The sequence below is a fragment of the Pedobacter sp. BG31 genome, assembly GCF_042464845.1.
Classification (GTDB): Bacteria; Bacteroidota; Bacteroidia; order Sphingobacteriales; family Sphingobacteriaceae; genus Pedobacter; species Pedobacter suwonensis.
This window is the reverse complement of sequence record NZ_JBHNZK010000017.1, coordinates 16,594-35,351: the sequence shown is the minus strand read 5'-3', so window position 1 is coordinate 35,351 and position 18,758 is coordinate 16,594. Positions and strand designations below refer to the sequence as shown.

The 18,758-nt window shown below is 37.4% G+C and carries 17 protein-coding genes; 9 read left to right on the top strand and 8 right to left on the bottom strand.

All coding sequences use genetic code 11. The features are described 5' to 3' along the window. Position 1: 1 nt before the first annotated feature. Genes ACFE6N_RS18345 through ACFE6N_RS18330 form a run of 4 tightly spaced genes read right to left on the bottom strand, consistent with a single transcriptional unit; the run spans position 2 to position 7,074 of the window. Positions 2-1,432: a RagB/SusD family nutrient uptake outer membrane protein gene (locus ACFE6N_RS18345; RefSeq protein ID WP_378938800.1), complete on the bottom strand. Its 1,431-nt coding sequence runs from the start codon at positions 1,430-1,432 to the stop codon at positions 2-4. Between the two features lie 4 nt (positions 1,433-1,436). Beyond that, positions 1,437-5,042, bottom strand: a complete 3,606-nt coding sequence (locus ACFE6N_RS18340; RefSeq protein WP_378938798.1) for a SusC/RagA family TonB-linked outer membrane protein — start codon at positions 5,040-5,042, stop codon at positions 1,437-1,439. A gap of 47 nt (positions 5,043-5,089) precedes the next feature. After that, a complete protein-coding gene (locus ACFE6N_RS18335; protein ID WP_378938796.1) occupies positions 5,090-6,238 on the bottom strand; it encodes a FecR family protein in 1,149 nt (382 codons plus the stop codon). 59 nt (positions 6,239-6,297) lie between these two features. Next, the gene (locus ACFE6N_RS18330; RefSeq protein WP_378938794.1) at positions 6,298-7,074 is read right to left on the bottom strand and encodes an RNA polymerase sigma factor; all 777 of its coding nucleotides are present in this window, start codon (positions 7,072-7,074) and stop codon (positions 6,298-6,300) included. Positions 7,075-7,082: 8 nt separating this feature from the next. Here ACFE6N_RS18330 and ACFE6N_RS18325 point away from each other — a divergent pair, with 8 nt between their 5' ends. From ACFE6N_RS18325 to ACFE6N_RS18315, 3 genes are all read left to right on the top strand, one after another. Continuing rightward, the gene (locus ACFE6N_RS18325) at positions 7,083-8,492 is read left to right on the top strand and encodes a serine hydrolase domain-containing protein (RefSeq protein ID WP_378938792.1); all 1,410 of its coding nucleotides are present in this window, start codon (positions 7,083-7,085) and stop codon (positions 8,490-8,492) included. Positions 8,493-8,904: 412 nt separating this feature from the next. Then, complete coding sequence (locus ACFE6N_RS18320; protein WP_378938790.1) at positions 8,905-10,059, top strand: M23 family metallopeptidase; 1,155 nt, start codon at positions 8,905-8,907, stop codon at positions 10,057-10,059. 153 nt (positions 10,060-10,212) lie between these two features. Beyond that, positions 10,213-11,520 carry a DUF2268 domain-containing putative Zn-dependent protease gene (locus ACFE6N_RS18315; protein WP_378938788.1) on the top strand — a complete coding sequence of 436 codons (1,308 nt, stop codon included), beginning with the start codon at positions 10,213-10,215 and terminating at the stop codon, positions 11,518-11,520. Between the two features lie 345 nt (positions 11,521-11,865). Here ACFE6N_RS18315 and ACFE6N_RS18310 read toward each other — a convergent pair whose 3' ends face one another. The 4 genes from ACFE6N_RS18310 to ACFE6N_RS18295 form a co-directional block, all read right to left on the bottom strand. Further along, positions 11,866-12,063: a cold-shock protein gene (locus tag ACFE6N_RS18310; RefSeq protein ID WP_293742990.1), complete on the bottom strand. Its 198-nt coding sequence runs from the start codon at positions 12,061-12,063 to the stop codon at positions 11,866-11,868. Between the two features lie 200 nt (positions 12,064-12,263). Then, positions 12,264-12,899, bottom strand: a complete 636-nt coding sequence (locus ACFE6N_RS18305; protein WP_090985540.1) for a peroxiredoxin — start codon at positions 12,897-12,899, stop codon at positions 12,264-12,266. Between the two features lie 162 nt (positions 12,900-13,061). Beyond that, positions 13,062-14,156, bottom strand: coding sequence for a trypsin-like peptidase domain-containing protein (locus tag ACFE6N_RS18300; protein WP_378938786.1), 1,095 nt, complete (start codon positions 14,154-14,156; stop codon positions 13,062-13,064). A gap of 6 nt (positions 14,157-14,162) precedes the next feature. Further along, a complete protein-coding gene (locus tag ACFE6N_RS18295; RefSeq protein WP_090985536.1) occupies positions 14,163-14,729 on the bottom strand; it encodes an RNA polymerase sigma factor in 567 nt (188 codons plus the stop codon). 202 nt (positions 14,730-14,931) lie between these two features. Here ACFE6N_RS18295 and ACFE6N_RS18290 point away from each other — a divergent pair, with 202 nt between their 5' ends. The 6 genes from ACFE6N_RS18290 to ACFE6N_RS18265 all read left to right on the top strand — a co-directional run bounded on the left by ACFE6N_RS18290 (position 14,932) and on the right by ACFE6N_RS18265 (position 18,403). Next, positions 14,932-15,150 carry a hypothetical protein gene (locus ACFE6N_RS18290; protein ID WP_090985534.1) on the top strand — a complete coding sequence of 73 codons (219 nt, stop codon included), beginning with the start codon at positions 14,932-14,934 and terminating at the stop codon, positions 15,148-15,150. A 147-nt stretch (positions 15,151-15,297) separates the two neighbouring features. Continuing rightward, positions 15,298-15,516 carry a hypothetical protein gene (locus ACFE6N_RS18285; RefSeq protein WP_121283151.1) on the top strand — a complete coding sequence of 73 codons (219 nt, stop codon included), beginning with the start codon at positions 15,298-15,300 and terminating at the stop codon, positions 15,514-15,516. A gap of 133 nt (positions 15,517-15,649) precedes the next feature. After that, on the top strand, positions 15,650-15,871 hold the full coding sequence (locus ACFE6N_RS18280; protein ID WP_293742993.1) for a hypothetical protein: 222 nt from the start codon (positions 15,650-15,652) through the stop codon (positions 15,869-15,871). Positions 15,872-16,007: 136 nt separating this feature from the next. Continuing rightward, positions 16,008-16,205 (top strand): hypothetical protein, encoded by a 198-nt coding sequence (locus ACFE6N_RS18275; RefSeq protein WP_378938783.1) that lies wholly within the window; start codon positions 16,008-16,010, stop codon positions 16,203-16,205. A gap of 213 nt (positions 16,206-16,418) precedes the next feature. Then, entirely contained in the window at positions 16,419-17,765 is a 1,347-nt protein-coding gene (gene purB / locus ACFE6N_RS18270; RefSeq protein WP_378938781.1) for an adenylosuccinate lyase, read from the top strand. A gap of 86 nt (positions 17,766-17,851) precedes the next feature. Further along, positions 17,852-18,403 carry a NifU family protein gene (locus ACFE6N_RS18265; RefSeq protein ID WP_090985525.1) on the top strand — a complete coding sequence of 184 codons (552 nt, stop codon included), beginning with the start codon at positions 17,852-17,854 and terminating at the stop codon, positions 18,401-18,403. The last annotated feature ends 355 nt before the right edge of the window (positions 18,404-18,758 follow it).

The following is an 18,758-nucleotide window of genomic DNA, read 5'->3' as shown; positions in this document are numbered from 1 at the left end:
TTTAGAATGGAAGTTTTTCGTCGGTATTTAATGTAAGATTTGGGTTTTTCTTTAGGATGTTCAGTGGAAAAGGAATAACATATAACCTGGAATTTGGCAGTAACGTATAGGTTTTCTGAGGAACCGTTTTATTTACCAAAGGATAGGTACGTACAATTGTTTTCGCATATTCAGGTTCGGTATTTAATCTTTTCAAATCAAAAAAGCGGTTAAAACCTAAAACCATTTCTTTCCTGCGCTCATTGATAATGATTTCCATAGTCTCTTTTCTGGTATCGGGTATGGGTAATTTAATTGTACCTGACAGAATACGTTTTTCCCTCAGCGTATTCACAACAGCCATTGCACCTGCCAGGTCATTTTCGCGGGCTAAACATTCAGCTTGCATTAAATATACTTCAGTAGTTTTTAAACCAACTGTTGGATAGAAGAAGCGTGTATAAGCAACATTATAATAGGCTGCGTTTGAACCTATGTCTAAAAAACTGGCATTGGTTGTATTGAAAAACATATTAAAGCGGGCATCATTATTTCCGAACAAAGACCTAAGCTCGGGGCTGATTAACCAGGTAAAACCAAAATTGGTTTCATTATAACCTTGAATATATTGATAACTCAACACCTCTGGATTATTGGGTGCGATAATAGGTGTTACCGTTGGTCCACCTTGTGTGGTGGTATATTTTACTAAATCAAAAATCTGATTATTGTATGAAAGTGATTTTTCGCATGCGGCTTTAGCTTGAGCAATTTCCCTTTTAAATAAATGAATTTTCGCCTTTAATGCCCAGGCAAAGGCCAGTGAAGGATGATAAGGATCTACAGGTTGTGCTTGCAGATAAGGAATGGCTTCATCAATATCTTTTTGAATGAATTCATAAACCTGTGCTACAGTTGATTTAGTCGGCTGCGCCTCCAGATCGTATTTATCCATGATACAAACTCCACCATCAGTAGCCGCGGTAACTGGATCATATGCTTTGGCATAAACGTTTACCAGTAGAAAATGATCGAATGCGCGCAAAGCTTTTGCTTCTGCTTTAGCCAGCGCTTTGATGTTTTCATCGCCCTTACTGGCATCAACTGAAGATATAATGGTATTCCATCGATTAATATAAAGATAGGCCCGATCATAGAAATTAGACGAAGGGATCATCGATACCCGATCGACACTTTCGTCAAAACTGAAATGTACCGTATTAATATTGGGGGTCATTCCAATAAAATTAGATTCCTTTAGCCACATATCGTCGACAAGATACTGGAAATTGGAAATCAGATATGCTCTGTTAGGGTAGGAAACCAATTCATAATAATCTTGAGTTGTTTCCACGATTTGCGATCCTCTCGGTGTGATATCAGTATATTTTTCACATCCGGAAATTGCAAAAGCAATTAGAAGGGATGCTAGTACTGCTATATTTTTTTTCATGATTTTAAAAGGTTAGGTTAATGCCTAATACAAATGATTTAGGATTTTGTAATGTTCTTGTCCCACTATTTAGCGAGTATGATTCCGGATCAATGTCATCGCCGGCAGCGCTCGCATACCATAAATTATTCGCCTGTGCAGTAAACTTTGCCGAAGGAATGTTAAACTTTTTAATAAATGATTTTGGAAGATTGTACCCTAAAGAAATAGTTCTAAGCTTAATATAATCGGCCTTTACTACATTCACATCAGCCTTTTGCCACATGGTGGAAATGGATGATGCCCTGTTAATCATCGCCTCAGAATAATCCACGAAAAGTCTCGGCAATTCCGGAGTAATTCCGTTTTTGTAACGTTGAGTAATATCCAGATCAGAAATATCATTAGCGCCTAATGGTGTAATGTCTTTTCTCATTACATTACCGCCCGAAAATATAAGTAAGGCATTAAGCTCAAAGTTCTTATAGGAAATCCTTTGAGAAAACGAACCATTATAGGTTGGTATTAAACTACCCATATCAATCAAAGCAGCATAATTATTAATATCACGGCTGCTTGCTACTATAGGATTGCCATTTGCATCAAAATCCAGCGTTGACTTTCCATTTTCATCTAAAAAGTATGGGTAGCCATTGATCATTCCGCCATAACGGTAGGCATAAAGGGTATTATAATCTGTTCCCTCCGTATAATAAGTTGAAGGCGAACCCACATAATTTGCTGCTATAGATAAAGCTCTGTTTACTTTCCCAATTTTACTTCTGTTAAAACCCAGCACAAATGTCGAGCTAAGCATCAAATCACCTGATTTAAGCCAATCGCCATTCACAGTAAATTCAATTCCCTTATTTCTTAAAACACCATTATTAATTACTAAAGATGCAGCCCCTACTGTTGGATCTAAATCGGTAGTGACCATTAAATCGGTACTTTTTCGGTCATAAAAATCAATCGTACCTCTTAACCGGTTGCCTAAAAAGGCCATATCCAATCCTAAGTTGTAGGTCTCCGTTTTCTCCCAACGTAGTTTTGGGTTTGGTAATCCTACAATATTTAAATATTGAAGTGATGTGAAGAGATTATCATTTACTCTTCTTGCAGTCAAAAATTTTGTAGTTTCCGTATTTTGATTGCCGTTAACCCCATAAGTAGCACGAAGTTTTAGCAGGTTTATCCAGCCCAAAGATTCGATAAATTTTTCATTGCTGGCATTCCAACCTAAACCAACAGACCATAATGGTCTGTATTTGAATTCTGGATCAACTCCAAAAAAATCCGCCTGATCTATCCTCAAACTTCCGGTAACGTTGTATCTATTTAAGTAGGTGTAACTCGCATTTGAAAAATAAGAAAGATTACGGTGTTTTGTTTCCTGAAATGAACGGGGAGCAATACCTAATGTTAAGTTTCGGCCAAAAATATAACTGGGCAAACCTGTTTGACTTACCGTTGCATTGTTAATTACCGTAGATGTTAATGTTACAGGATCATATCCATATCTAATATCATTCATGCCCATTGGTAGAAAGGTTTGACGCATCTCTGTACCTACGATAGCTGCTATGGAGTGTTTGCCTTCGTCAAAAGATTTATCGAAACTCAATTGGTTTCTGAACGTATATGAATTTCGTTGCTGCATATTCTGGCTAATTCTTCCCCCCGCTGGTAATCCGAAGGTATAAGCGTTTGTAGCTGGCGTAAAAGCGACCAATGCATTGTACGCCGCTCTCATTTTGTAAGAATTTACGTCATATATCTGTTCACTTTTGGTGGTGCCCATTTCATATTGAAATTGACTGGAAAAATTCAGCCCCTCCATAATTTTAGCCTGAACATTCGTAAAAGCCCTCAATGCAATAGTATTAGCATTAGTCAAACCTTCATTTAAAGATTCTAAAATATTAAACCGGTATGGTTTATATTGCGGGGTATTGAGCAAGGCACCCGCAACCGCGCCGTTAATGGGTGAACCCGCTATTCCATCAGCAAGATTTACATAATTGGAGTACAGCAAACTTCCATCAGGATTTACTATAGAAGCGTAACGAGGTGAGATGGTGTTGTAATAATTATAACTATCGTCAGTCGATGTAGATGTAGAATAAGCACCATTAAAACCAATATTTGTAGAAAGCCATTTTTTGATATTATAGGTGTTTTTAAAATATAAAGTGATTTTTTGGTCATGATTCCCGATTACTCTCTCTGTAGAACGGTCGTAGTTAATGGATGCGAAAGTATTTGATTTCGAACTTGCCGAACTTAATGATAAGTTATAACGTTGACGAAAAGCCTTTTGCCACACATTGTCACGATACTGCTCATAGTAATCTGTATTTTTAAAGTTATTTAGCTGCTGATTAAATTGATCAGTTGTAACCTTTCCAGCATCCCGATCGCGAAACAATTGGTAAAGCGGACTATAATATTTAATGCTACCATTTGCTACCGTTCCATAAGCAGCAAACATAGTTTCAGTATTGGCGTATCGGGCACGCTCTTTATTATATACATCTGTTTCAAAATCAACAATGTCAGCAGTAGATGCATAATGCATGCTGCCGAAGGTGGGCTTGGTATCAATAAAAAAATCTGTATTCAATGATATTTTTAAAGGCGTATTCCCTTTTTTAGTGGTTATAACTATCACGCCATTTGCCGATCTGGATCCATAGATAGAAGCTCCAGCGCCATCCTTTAATACGGTTACCGATTCAACATCATAAGGATTAATATCTTCCAGTGCTGTTTCAGTGGGCAAACCATCAAGTACTACCAAGGGAGCACTGCCTCCCAAAAGATTGAATGTAGCCTGCCCTCTCAACACAGGCTGATCAGCTCCAATCCTATTGGGATTTTTATTGTAAACCAATCCAGCCACACGCCCCTCCAGTGCAGTTAGAATGTCAGAATTTATATTTTCATTTAGCTTATCATTGTTAATTATAGTTGCTGCACCGGTTGATCGCTCTTTACTTATCGTCTGGAAACCATTTACTACCACATCAGCTAATAAGGATGAATTCGGTTTTAAACGTATAGTCAAAATATTTGATGCAGCAGCTTTATCAATCTTTTGTGTTTGTGACAAATACCCCATATAACTGATTTCCAATACATTATAAATATCAGACATACCAATATTAAAATGCCCGTTACCATCTGTCATGGTATATCTTGTAGTTCCTCTTAGTTTTACAGAAGCGCCTGGAAGCGGTCCGCCTAGGCTATCGGTTACCATTCCATGTAAAGTGTATTCAGAAACATTTTCACTTCTGGTTTTTAAAACGATAGTTCTTCCGTTGCTGATTTCGTAAGTAAAATCCTGGCCCTTAGTTACTGCATCCATCAAGGTCCTGATGTCGGGTGTCGCCAAATTGAAGGTTATGGGTTTGGCCTTTTTCACCAGGTCTGCGTCATACACAAACTCGTAAGAAGTTTTCTTTGAAATTTCGGCGATTACCGTATTCAACGGTGCCTGAAAAAATTTGTACTGGTTGTTTTGCGCATTTACATTCAACGAAAAAAATAGTGCTAAACACAATAATGCCAGCCAGTTCAATAAATTGCTGCGTCCCGTCCGGACGAAGCGAAAGTAAAGGTTTGTCATAAAAAATTAGTTTGGTTGGTTGTTAATTGACGACGATGGATAAAAACCTATTCTTTTTTTAAAACAATCTGATTGCCCTTTAAATCAAACTCAAGATCAGTAGCCTTGGCGATCATTTCAAGCACCTCTTTAATATCTGCCTTACGCGATATACGCATATAAAGGTTTTTTGATGGCATTGATGCGGGCTGAACCTCCAGATTATACCACCTGGCCAACCTTTGCATTACTACGGCTAGCGGAACATCATTGAAAAGAAACTCTCCCTTCGTCCAGGCATTAAAATCTGCAGCAGAAACATCCTTTAGCGACAAATGACCATAAGCAGAAAACACTTGCTGATTGGGTTTAAGCAGCACATTTCCCCCCTCTGTATTGCTGAAGCTTACACTTCCTTCTAACAGGGTAGCCTCAACGCCACCGGTTTCCGGGTAACTGTTCACATTAAACCGGGTACCCAAAACTTTAATCTCGTTTCCACTTACATTAACGATAAAGGGTTTATCTGCATTTTTGGTTACGCTGAAAAATGCTTCGCCTTCAACATAAACTTTTCTTTCTGGTCCGCGGAAACCTGTTGGAAAAGTAAGTTTCGAGCCTGCGTTCAATAGCACCATAGAGCCATCGCTCAAAGTTACCTGGAACTCTCCCCCTCTCGGCGTAATGATGGTGTTCAGTTTCGCTGCCGTTGCCGAATCGGCGTTTACCGCCTTAAATACAACTGTGCCATTGCGTTGTGTGCTTACCGTTACGCCACCATTCCGATAAAGCAGTCCTGCTTTTTGAGCTGTTAAAGTGTCGTTTTTACCATTGAAACTCAAATAGGCTTTGGCACTTCCGGGTACAACCTGTGTACCATTTGAGAAATGGCGGCTCAATAATAATCCGGCAGATAAGATGGCCGCCACCGCAGCAGCATTCCTGATAAACCGGGCGGAGCCGATCAGTTTCAATACCCTGCTTGTCGGTTTCGCGAAAATTTTATCTGTCAAACGGGAATGGACGGCATCAAGACGTGCCATATCTACCTGATCAACAGCATGATTTTCAAGGTCAAATCCATTTTTGATTAAACTTTCAAGATCGGCCTGCTCGGCCTCTTCAAAATAAGCAAAAAGCATTTCAAGCTCCCCGGCATTACTTTTATTTGCGATAAAGCGGTCGAATAATTGTTTGTTTGAAGGTCGTTTTTCCATCGTTGTCTATATATATTATGCACGAGATGGACAAACACACTATTCGCCCTTAATTTTTTTTATTTTTTTAGATATGCTGCAATACAAAGCATAATAAACTCCTTGGAGTGAAAGAAAACATATCGCTTGATGTATCTGGTAGCATTGACCAACTGATTGCTCACTGTTGAAGAACTGAGTGATAGGATTTCTGCTGCTTCCTGATAACTTTTCCCCTCTATTTTACAAAGCTTAAATATTTCCTTTCGCTGTGGAGGTAGTTTTTCGATCGCCTGATTCAACAATTCAACCCGCTCTTTATTGAAAATATAATCTTCCGTTTGCTCATAGAATTCGGCAAAAGTTTCCAGCAAATGGCGCTGCATTTTTACATCAAGGGCAACGCGCCTGTAATAACCATAAATAGTATGTTGAGCAATAGTAAAAATCCATCCTGAAAATGAGCGGCTTAAATCTATTTCTGCCCGGTTTAACCAAACTTTCAGGAAAACATCCTGCATCAGTTCATCAACCACCTCATTAACTTTAACCATGCGCTGCATTTTGGGCAAAAGCAGCCTGCTGTATTTCGCATAAACAAAATCAAAGCCCTCTCGATTGCCTTTTATCAGGCTCTCGAGTTGCCGTAGTTCTTCATGATCGTTGGGATGGCCGGTTGACATTTTGCCAAAAATACACATTAAGCGTTTAAAATTGAAGACATTAACATCCTTAGGCAGGCTTTTGACAAAATAAACCGGTTTGGAATACCTGATTGATTGGCTGATACAGGAATGTAAAAATTCATGCTGAGATGCAACGCGCCTATAAATCTGGTGTCTTATTCTTAAATACATTAACATCTATGAATAAAACCGGAATTATTGCGCTGCTATTGCTTACCTACACCAACATTTTTGCCCAGAAGACTTTTCGTGACAAGCTCGATAGCGTGTTTACCGTCATGTACAATCAAAATCAGTTTAACGGTTCTGTATTGGTAGCCGAAAAAGGTAAAATATTGCTGGCAAAAGGTTATGGTTTCCGCGATACTTTATCCAGGTATCAAACAAATGAAAATACCATCTACGAACTGGGATCTTGCTCAAAACAGTTTACGGCTACAGCCATTGTACTGCTGCACCGGCAGGGCCTGCTGCAGTATGATGATCCGGTAACCAAATACATTCCCGAACTGGGCAGATGGCAAAATGTTACAATATATGATCTGCTTAGGCATACAAGTGGCCTTCCTGAATATATTGGAGACATGGCCAAAGGATGGGACCACAGCAAAATTGCCACCAATAAAGATCTGATCAGATTTTATGCAGCCCGGAAAGATACTTTGAGTTTTAAACCAGGCAGCATGCACCGATACAATAATACCAACTATGCGCTTCTGGCCGGCATCATTGAACGCATTTCTGGCAAAACTTACGCCGATTACCTGAGGGACAACATTTTCAGGCCACTAAAGATGAAATCTACATTCGTATATAACAGAAGACAAAATCCTAAAAAGATAAAGAATTATGCTACCGGCTATGTTTGGAAGCACAAGTCATTTGATAAAATTACGTCCGAAAACCCGGATTACGGAGATAGTGTAGTGTATTACCTGGATGGCATTGTAGGTAGCGCCAAAGTCAATTCTACTATCCTCGACCTGTATAAATGGTTGAATGCATTAAAATCAAATACCTTTCTTACTCCCAGCGAATTTGAACTGATGACTGAGGTGACCAAAACCTCAAAAGGAAAAAACATTCCTTATGGTTTCGGACTTGAACTTTCCGGAGGGAAAAACAACCTTTCATTTGGCCATACAGGTAGCTGGGATGGTTATGCTTCTTTTATTTATCATAAGGCAGGTAAAGACAGAACCATTATTACACTTCAGAATTTTAAAATGGGCGCTTACCCTTTTGAGACCATTAACCAGATTTTGGATAATCGCAAAATCGAGATAGAATACCCTAAAAAAATCACCTTACCAGCTCCGCAGATCACACAATATGAGGGGACTTACATCAGCAAGGATGATGGGGAAGAACAGCTGATTACTTACTTAGATGGCCACCTGGTCCATAACACCAACCGGATTAAATGGGATATGCGTTTTTTCCCCATTGCTGAAAACGAATTTCAGGGCATCAGGCAAGGTGGTGCAGATGGCGTACTTAGATTTACGCAATTGCCTGACCAGGAGATAAAACTCGAAATGCTGGAGTATGGCAAAGTGATAGGAACCGCCTTCAGGAAAAAACAATAATTAAAACATAAGTGATTTTAATAAGAAATCACTTAATAACCTGAGTTCGATTATTAATATTGTCTCTCGTTAGCTTATATCGGTTATTTGATTAAGAGGCCGTCACCCTGACCTGTAGCGAAGCGGAAAGCTACGCAGTAAACCGAGCCTTCGGCGAGCTCACCGAAGGTAATTCATTTCAGGGTCTTTCCTGCTAAAAAGATGCTGACCACGGAGTAGCTACAAGTCCATTGAAAATATTATTTCTACTTGTAAAACAAGTTCAGCATGACGAATCGGCCAGGGATGGGGCGTTTATAAGGCAGTATTTTAATTAAATAATTTATCAAGTTCAGGTTAATATTAAAATCATTTATCGTAAAAGTGTAACCGCGACACGTTTAGTTACATCTAACAGGAAAATATTTATCGAATGAAAAGTAAAGGCCTGCGTTTATCCTATTTAATTTTGCTATTCTGCTTTGTTTTTTTGAGTCGTTCAACTGCACAGGATGTACCAGCGAAGAACAGGTCGAAACCGTTTTCATTTCCGCTTCAATTGGAAATGCGTGTACCATTTGGCCCTACTGCTTTTCCAAACGGATCAAATTTTTATCTGATCTATGAGCTTTATCTCACAAACTTCGGTGCTTCACCCATTCATTTAAAAAGGATGGAACTGCTTAACGGAGACCGGAGCGGCAACGCCCCACTCCTATCTTCTGACTCGCTTGAACTCAAAACCATGGTGAGAATTTTGGGTAACAACAATCTAAAAGAGGCCTTAAATATTGAAGCCGGGCAGAGTGCGGTCGTATACATAGAGGCAAAAACGAGTAACAAGACAGGATTTCCCAATAATATCATACACCGGATCATTACCTCAACTGATTCTTTAGATGGAGCGGCAATAAACACACATACTACTAAAATCCAAACGCTTAAACCTCCTGTATCGGGTTCGGATTGGATTGCAGCCGATGGCCCCGGCAACAGTATTGATAATCATCACCGACGGGGGAACATCATTCTTAGCGGACACACCGTAAATTCAAGGCGTTTCGCCATTGACTGGAAAAAGGTCAAAGACAGCGTATCTTTTTCCGGTGATGCGTCAAATGTACATTCGTATTTCTGTTACGGAGAAAAAATCTTTGCAGTGGCGGATGGCACAATCATCTCTGCTACAGATGGATTACCGGATAACATTCCGGGTCATGGAAAAGCCTTCCACCCGGCAATGCCACTCACCTTTGAAAAACTGCCCGGTAACAATATCGTAATTGATCTTGGCGACGGACACTATGCCCACTATATGCACATGCAGCCAGGGAGCTTGCATGTTAAAAAGGGCGATCGTGTACGCAAAGGGCAATTATTGGGCAACATCGGTAATTCCGGAGATGCGCGCGAACCACATCTGCATTTTGAGGTGACTACTTCTGCAAAGCTCCTTTATGGTGAAGGTATTCCTTACATCATTGACCATTACCAGCTGGGCTACCAAAATGGTTTCGATGAGGTGCACCATAATGAATTACCTAAAGAAAAACAAATTGTAGATTTTGGAAACGCAAGGGGAAGATAACCAGCAAAGACTTTTATCATTAACTATTCATCTTCGTTAAATGTTATAAATGATCTGCCATAGTTTTTAACTTAATACCGGTTGCCACCGCTTTACTTATAGTTGCTTATGTTTATTTCAAACTTTTATTGTATAATTAAAATGTTAAATCATTTGAGAACATCTATATTATTATTACTGCTATCATTATATTTTTTAAAAGCAAATAGCCAGGACATACATCAACGGATCATCACCTCTGACATTAAAAATTTTTGGACAGCTTATGATAAGATTAAGGAGACCAGCGATAGCACTTTACAGGTAGGCTACATTAATGATCTGTTTATTAAACGCGGTACTGACGGCCTGAAGTCTATTATGAAAGCAAGAGGATATACTGCTAAATCTTATATTGATGCGATCCACAATTATCCACTCTTCTGGCATTCAGTAAGGGCTAATACCCTACGCGCAGATGAATTTGCAGACAGTATCGCCACAGAAATTGATAAATTGGCCGGGATTTACAACAAGCTTAAACCTGCCCGTATTTATTTTACTATTGGTGCCCTACGTACCAACGGGACAACATTGGATGGGAACGTATTAATAGGAAGTGAACTTGCGCTCGCTGATGCGCATACTGTATCTTCTGAATTTCTGAAAGCGCTATCACACCTGAAAGCGTTTTTTAGCAGCAACCCGATCCGCTCAACCGTATTCTTAAATGTGCATGAATATGTACATACCCAGCAGAAGAGCAGTATTGGCTATAATCTCCTTTCTCAATGCGTTATTGAAGGCGTAGCAGAATTTTTAGCAGTTACGGTTACCGGTAAACCATCAACAACCCCAGCTATTCAGTTTGGATCACAGAATTTTGAAAAAATAAGAAGCGTATTTGCCAAACAAATGTTTTTTGAAGATAGTGGATTCTGGTTATACAGCAATGCCGACAATGAATTCAAAATGCGCGATCTGGGCTATTATGTAGGATATGAAATCTGCAAAAAATATTATCAAAATGCTAAAGATAAAAATCTGGCCATAAGTGAAATGATTACGCTCGATTACAATAATCCATCGGCTTTACATCAATTTGTTGATCGCTCTGGTTATTTTGAAAAACCGGTATCAAAATTTTACCGGCAATATGATAAAAGCAGGCCAACTGTTACGGGCATTAAAGAGTTTAAAAACGGAAGCAAAAAAGTTGATTCTGGTTTATCCCAGATTACGATCAAATTTGCTGATAAAATGGATAAACGGTACCGGAATTTTGAACTTGGACCGCTGGGAGAAACACATATATTAAAGATTAAAGAATTTAAAGGCTTTTCTGCTGACGGATATTCTGCTTCATTCGATGTCGTTTTAAAACCCAATCACAAATACCAGCTAATGGTAGGGAGCGGTTTCCGCAATGAGAATGGAATACCACTTAAACCATATCTGATCGAATTTACCACTGCAAAATAGTTTGCCTGTGTGATCCGGTATTATTCGGTATCAATGAGGCATTCCTGACTCTACTCCGATTTACATCAGCCGTCAACCTGAACCGGGATCACTTGATGGATTAAATTCAGCATCATCAACTTGTCCACTTATTGTTAATCCAGCAGGGTCTCCCGACTAAATAAAGCCGCACGACTCACGTTAAATTATCTATTCACCAGGCCACCTGCGTGTAATCATTACAACTTATGGTTTCTCTATTTTATGCTATTTTTAAGTGAGTTCGACGTGACAACAGGTTATGAACACAAAAAGCCTTTCTCCTGAAAAGCTTTTTGTAGTCTGGATAAACCTGTTATTTCTTGTTTAAACTTTTTTCACGTTTACGGCCTGTAAACCCTTTCTGCCTTCGGCTACTTCAAATTCTACTTTGTCGTTTTCTTTCAAACTTTCAATTCCGCCTAAAACATCTTTAAAATGCACAAATAAGTCTTTATTGTCTTCTTGTACAATAAATCCAAAGCCTTTTTCCGTATTAAACCATTTAACTTTTCCGGTTGCCATAAAAAAAATAAAAATTGTATAAATAAATAAACCTTTTACGCCTTGATCAGCATTTAATTTAAACAATTGCGTATTAATTCAAATAAAACAACCAGTTTAAAGCATTAATATTGAAACAAAACTATCAAATATAATAACTTACTCATATAACACAAGTCATTTTGGCCTGTTCAACAAGAATGTTGCGTTTAAAAAATAAATTATTTATTTGGCTGAGGTGTTGTACGTAAATAAGGTTTAATAACCTGGTGTCCTTTTGGAAATTTAGCCGGAATATCTTCTGTCTTAATGCTGTTTACCACAATTACGTCTTCCCCATCTTTCCAATCAGCCGGAGTAGCTACGCTGTAATTTGCAGTAAGCTGCAAAGAATCAATTACACGCAATACTTCATTAAAATTACGTCCGGTTGATGCCGGATAAGTAATGATCAATTTTACTTTTTTATCGGGACTGATGACGAACAATGACCTTACCGTTAATGTTTCAGAAGCATTCGGGTGGATCATGTCATATAGATTGGCAACAGTTTTATCCGGATCGGCGATAATTGGAAACTCTACAGAGGTATTTTGAGTTTCGTTGATATCATTTATCCATCCTTTATGCGAATCGGCAGAATCTACACTCAGGGCTAAAACTTTAACATTTCTTTTTTCAAACTCATCTTTCAATGCAGCCGTTCTACCTAATTCAGTAGTGCAAACCGGTGTATAATCCGCAGGATGTGAAAACAGTACGCCCCAGCTATCGCCTAAATACTCGTAAAAATCTATTTCGCCAATAGAGGTATCGGCTTTAAAATTTGGTGCGGTATCGCCTAATCTTATACTCATGATCTTATTAATTTAATTTTTGACTAACACAAATCTAAACAATACCATAGTAAATACATAGATTTTATATTAATTTTAGACTTCCAAATTACAAATCCAACAAAAAGCCCTGAAGAAATAATCTACAGGGCCTAAAAGTATTAATTTGTTTGGGGTATTGTCTTAATATGCTTTGATCATAAATACATAATCTTGTATTTTTTCAATCTGCTTGGTACGCTTTAAACCAGAAAGCAAGCTTTTTTTATTGGCTGAAAGTTTATTTGTCCCCAGCGAATCCTGAGGGATAGCCCTCATGGCCTCAAGGATATATTTTGATTTTATGGCAAAGGCTGCACCTTCTGTCTGATCTGGCTTGCCGCTTATGATACCGACCAAATTTCCGTTATTATCCAAAACCGGCCCCCCACTATTACCCGGATTAACCGAAATGGCTACCTGATATTGGGTGGTGTCCCCTACAAAACCATTTTTAGAACTTACATAACCTTCGCCAAGTACGGCATCATCTTTCGGATAACCTAAGGTGTAAACAATTTCACCAATGTTACTGGTATTTCTTTTGATGGTATATGGAATAGAAGATAAGTTACTGAAATGTTTGTCGCTTATTTTAAGAATGGCAATATCATTTTGAGGATCTGTGTAAACAGATTTTACTTTAAATGATTCTCCTTTACTGTTTTGTACATATAAAGAATCGGCACCGTTAATAATATGCAGGTTTGTTAAAATGTAACCATTTGTAGAAATGGCAAAACCAGTACCGCCAAAACTATTTTGACTATTTGGTTTATCAGCAGTTGCGCTACTGTGCCTGATGTTTCTGATTAAGCTATTTTGTGTTTTAATGGCATTATTTACCCGGTTACTTAACTGCCTGTAACGCTCGGCCTGTTGAGTACTATGCTGAATAGAGTAAATGGAAACCAGAGAAAGTACAACAAAAGATGCGGCAACTGCAATGGCAGATTTATGTTTCCGCCATAGTTGAACCACGCGTGAAGGATGCGGCCTCAGTGTAGCGGCCAAACCTTCCACATCAATTTCTGAATGGATATGATTTAACTGTTCTTTTAAACGCAACTGTTCTGCAAATGTATCCATAGAAGCTAAAAAGAACTTATGCGAAACCACCTTATGATCTACTGTAGCATCGCTAAGACGTAATTTTTCAAAAGCTTCCATTTCCTGTGCATTAAGTTTACCTAACAGATAATCTTCAATAATTGCATCTAACTCCAAATCGTTTCTCATTTCAAATTATGGTTGAAAAAATATTTTCTTTAACCGCTGCAGGCATTTATATTTCTGCGTTTTTGCATTATCGGCATTGGTATAACCGAATTTTTCGCAGATATCCTGCATGGATAAATTGTGGATATAAAAATCCTGAATAATGGTTTTACAAGGTTCACCCAGATGATTAAGTGCTGATTGCATTTTCATAAATGAAGCATCTTTCTCTTCATGGTTTTCTACATCTTCCTCTACAGCAAAAACATCCTCATAATCAGTAATACTTCCGGTTTTTTTACTGTTCAGACTAAGTTTTTTTAACCAGATACGCCTGCAAACTGAATAAATATATGTTTTCAATTTGCTGCTCAGCTCAAAATTACCAGTCTTAATTTTGTTATATAAGATTATTATGCCTTCCTGGTATACATCTTTTGCATCATCTTCATCACCGTTGTTATTCAGAATAAACTGCAAAACCATTGCATAATACGCTTTATATAACTTGTTAAGTATATCTTCTGAGTTATTTAGGATACCTAAAATAACCTCTCTATCTGTTGGAACTGAACCCTTTAAACTGTTATTCACTAGTTAATACATTTTTCTGTAAATAGTAACCCAATATTAGACAAAAAAATATTTATCGCCACTATAATTGATTAATACAAACATCAGGCAAACGGTAACCCAAATTCAGCGTAAAAAAATATTTTAAATTTCTGTAAATTTTCGGGTTACCTTTTTACCTTTGCGGCATTAACAAGAAATTAATTACTAAAAAAATTCAAAAATGAAAAATGCATTCAAATTAGGCTTTTTAGCTTTAGCTTTATCTTTATCAGTTGTTGCTTGTAACTCAGAGAAAAAAGCTGAAGGTGCTGATACTACTTTAACTGATTCTTCTACTATCGTAACTGATACTACTGCAAAAGATACTTCAGTAAAAGATTCTACTGTAAAAGATACAACTGTAAAAACTACTACAGAAAAAACTGAAGTTAAACACTAGTCTAACTTTACCATATAAAAAAGCGCCCTGAAGTTAACTTCAGGGCGCTTTTTTATTTTTATTCACTTTTTTTATTTTTTTTGGGTTACCTTTTTAAATCTTCGGTATTAACAGGTAAATTAATTAATTACTTAAAAAATATTCAAAATGAAAAATGCATTCAAATTAGGCTTCTTAGCTTTAGCTTTATCTTTATCAGTTGTTGCTTGTAACTCAGAGAAAAAAGCAGAAGGTGCTGATACTACAGCTACTGATTCTTCAACTGTAATCACTGATACTACAGCTAAAGATACTACAGTTAAAGATTCTACAGTAAAAGATACAACTGTAAAAACTACTACAGAAAAAACTGAAGTTAAACACTAGTCTAACTTACTCATAAAAAAAGCCTTTGAAATTCATTTTTCAAGGGCTTTTTTATTTTTCCACGTCAAACATCGGTTACCTTTTTAAATTTTTAGTATTAATGGTATATATTAACCCTAAAACATATACCAAGATGAAAAATGCATTCAAATTAGGCTTTTTAGCCATGGCTTTATCACTAACCGTAGCTGCTTGTGGCGAGTCAGGTAAAAAAGCAGATGGCGCTGATACAACAGTTACAGATTCGTCGACAATTATTACAGATACAACCAAGGTTGACACAGTAGTAAAAGACTCTACCGTAAAAGATACTTCTGTTAAGGCCACAACCGAAAAAACCGAAGTAAAACACTAATTTCCATCAATTGATTGAAATAAAAAGGTCTCAATTTTAATAATTGAGACCTTTTTTTTATTAATAAACCGGGTTACTTTTTGAATATTCCGGCATTAACTTGTAATTAATTTTTAAAACCAAACCAGACAAAAAAATGAAAAATGTATTCAAAATGAGCTTTTTAGCATTAGCTTTATCGTTATCTGTTGCAGCTTGTAAATCAGAAAAAAAAGATGGCGGAACAGATTCGTCTAAAGTTGACTCGACAGTTGTAGATACTACAGTTAAAGATACAACTGTAAAAGATACAACCGTTAAAGACACTTTAAAAGCTGACACGACTAAAAAGTAGTTGCTGGCATTAATTTTCACCCTGAGCTTGCCGAAGCCTTTCAGCATGTTTTGAAGTTTTGATACTTCGTCAAGCTCAGTATGAACAAAGCTGAACATGATAAAGGTTAGCGTTGAAGCTACAGCTTACAACACAACCTCTTTTTATTTTAGCGATCAAGGCCTTAAAATCCATCAATTGTAGTAAATTTGCGGCAAAAATATAATCTGCATAATGAATTTAACATCACTACAAGCTATTTCACCTGTTGATGGCCGTTACAGAAAAACTACAGAAGGTTTAGCCGCTTACTTTTCTGAAGAGGCTTTAATTAAATACCGGGTTTTTGTAGAAATCGAATATTTTATCGCGCTTTGCGAAATCAACTTGCCTGGCTTGGAGAATTTTGATCGAAATCTTTATGTTGAATTACGCAAAATCCATGAAAATTTTTCAGAAGCTGACGCTTTAGAAATTAAGGAAACCGAAAAAGTAACCAATCATGACGTTAAAGCAGTAGAATATTTTATCAAAAATAAATTTGATGCTTTATCTCTTCAAAACTATAAAGAGTTTATCCATTTTGGTTTAACCTCTCAGGATATCAATAATACTGCTATTCCCTATTCCATCAAACTGGCCTTAAATGAGTGTTATTATCCGGCTATTGATGCTTTAATCGAAAAAATAACTGCGCTGGCAACAGAATGGAAAGATATTCCGATGTTGGCGCATACACACGGTCAGCCAGCCTCACCTACTAAATTAGGAAAAGAGTTTTTGGTTTTTGCTGAGCGTTTGGCCATCCAGGTAGAAAGTTTAAAAAGTATCCCTAATAGTGCTAAATTCGGTGGGGCAACCGGCAATTTCAATGCACACCACATTGCTTACCCACAGGTAAACTGGGTTGATTTTTCGAATCAATTCGTGAATGAGACATTAGGTTTATCACGTGCACAACACACTACGCAGATTGAGCACTATGATCAGTTTGCCGCACAATGTGATGCCTTGAAACGAATCAATAACATTATTATCGATTTGGACAGAGATATCTGGACTTATATTTCAAAAAATTATTTCAAACAGAAGATCAAAGCCGGAGAGATCGGTTCATCAGCAATGCCACATAAGGTTAACCCGATTGATTTTGAAAACGCAGAAGGAAACGCTGGGATTGCAAACGCACTTTTCGAATTCTTTGCTGCCAAACTACCGATTTCACGCTTGCAAAGAGATTTAACAGACTCTACCGTTTTAAGGAATATTGGCGTTCCTTTCGGACATACGTTAATTGCCATTCAAGCTACTTTGCGTGGATTAAATAAGATTTTGTTAAACGAAATGGCTTTACATGCAGATTTAGATGAAAACTGGGCAGTTGTGGCAGAGGCTATTCAAACTGTTTTAAGAAGAGAAAACTATCCTAACCCTTACGAAGCCCTGAAAGAATTAACCAGAACAAATGCTAAAATCAATGCAGCAAGTATTGCCGAATTTATTGAAGGTTTAAATATTGCAGAAGATATAAAAGCACAATTAAGAACCATATCTCCTTTTAATTATACCGGCGTTTTTTAGTTAAATTAAATTGACGTTAAGCAGACAGCCGATAAAGGTTTTATTTAGGAGTAATTGTTAATTTTGTTTATTCAAATAGATAAGACATGACGATTAACGTATATACAGAACAGACTCCGAATCCGGCTACCATGAAATTTATGGTAAACAAACTGTTAATAAACGGCAGTGAGGATTTTGCGACTAAAGAGAGTGCTGAACATTCGCCTTTTGCTAAAGAGTTGTTTAAGTTCAACTTTGTTTCTGGCGTTTTTTTCGCCAGTAATTTTGTTACCATCACCAAAACAGATGATGCAGAATGGGCAGATATTGAGGCGATCTTAAAAGAATTTGTTAAAGGCGCTGTAGAATCTGAATTAAAAATCAAAGAAGCAGCTGCTGAAGAAACGCCGACGTTTGAAGGTACAGAAACTGAAATTAAAATTCAACAGATTTTACACGATTATGTACGCCCTGCTGTTGAACAGGATGGTGGTGCTATTACATACAAATCTTTTGATGAAGGTGTAGTAACTGTAGAATTACGTGGCTCTTGCAGTGGTTGTCCATCTTCTACCATTACACTTAAATCAGGCATTCAGAACTTATTGCAAAGAATGGTGCCGGAAGTTACCGAAGTAGTTTCTGAAGCGCTTTAAAATGGTGCATTTTTCATAGTATATATAGTGAAAAGGTCGCAATGAGAATCGCGACTTTTTTTTATGCCTTTTTCGTTAATCCATTCTGATAAAGCATAAATTCGTCTATTCACATTTCCTGACGAGGTTAATCAATTATTTTTTTACCGCGTTGTCCTGTATAATTCTACCCAAAAAAGACACAAAAGCTGTAGAACATATTAAATTCCATCATTGCGATGATTTTCAACGAAAACCTTTGCAGAATTCTCAGATCACTTCTGTTTGATTACTTTGAACCACCAACCTTGAATATTGCAATTGAGCATTAAATAATAGCATTGACCTGATTTCGATCATCCAGTCTTATGCTAAA

What these genes read in the sequence shown, in the direction of transcription:
- ACFE6N_RS18345 (WP_378938800.1), bottom strand. Translation starts at nt 1,432, where the DNA reads ATGAAAAAAAATATAGCAGTACTAGCATCCCTTCTAATTGCTTTTGCA.
- ACFE6N_RS18340 (WP_378938798.1), bottom strand. Translation starts at nt 5,042, where the DNA reads ATGACAAACCTTTACTTTCGCTTCGTCCGGACGGGACGCAGCAATTTA.
- ACFE6N_RS18335 (WP_378938796.1), bottom strand. Translation starts at nt 6,238, where the DNA reads ATGGAAAAACGACCTTCAAACAAACAATTATTCGACCGCTTTATCGCA.
- ACFE6N_RS18330 (WP_378938794.1), bottom strand. Translation starts at nt 7,074, where the DNA reads ATGTATTTAAGAATAAGACACCAGATTTATAGGCGCGTTGCATCTCAG.
- ACFE6N_RS18325 (WP_378938792.1), top strand. Translation starts at nt 7,083, where the DNA reads ATGAATAAAACCGGAATTATTGCGCTGCTATTGCTTACCTACACCAAC.
- ACFE6N_RS18320 (WP_378938790.1), top strand. Translation starts at nt 8,905, where the DNA reads ATGAAAAGTAAAGGCCTGCGTTTATCCTATTTAATTTTGCTATTCTGC.
- ACFE6N_RS18310 (WP_293742990.1), bottom strand. Translation starts at nt 12,063, where the DNA reads ATGGCAACCGGAAAAGTTAAATGGTTTAATACGGAAAAAGGCTTTGGA.
- ACFE6N_RS18305 (WP_090985540.1), bottom strand. Translation starts at nt 12,899, where the DNA reads ATGAGTATAAGATTAGGCGATACCGCACCAAATTTTAAAGCCGATACC.
- ACFE6N_RS18300 (WP_378938786.1), bottom strand. Translation starts at nt 14,156, where the DNA reads ATGAGAAACGATTTGGAGTTAGATGCAATTATTGAAGATTATCTGTTA.
- ACFE6N_RS18290 (WP_090985534.1), top strand. Translation starts at nt 14,932, where the DNA reads ATGAAAAATGCATTCAAATTAGGCTTTTTAGCTTTAGCTTTATCTTTA.
- ACFE6N_RS18285 (WP_121283151.1), top strand. Translation starts at nt 15,298, where the DNA reads ATGAAAAATGCATTCAAATTAGGCTTCTTAGCTTTAGCTTTATCTTTA.
- ACFE6N_RS18280 (WP_293742993.1), top strand. Translation starts at nt 15,650, where the DNA reads ATGAAAAATGCATTCAAATTAGGCTTTTTAGCCATGGCTTTATCACTA.
- ACFE6N_RS18275 (WP_378938783.1), top strand. Translation starts at nt 16,008, where the DNA reads ATGAAAAATGTATTCAAAATGAGCTTTTTAGCATTAGCTTTATCGTTA.
- purB (WP_378938781.1), top strand. Translation starts at nt 16,419, where the DNA reads ATGAATTTAACATCACTACAAGCTATTTCACCTGTTGATGGCCGTTAC.
- ACFE6N_RS18265 (WP_090985525.1), top strand. Translation starts at nt 17,852, where the DNA reads ATGACGATTAACGTATATACAGAACAGACTCCGAATCCGGCTACCATG.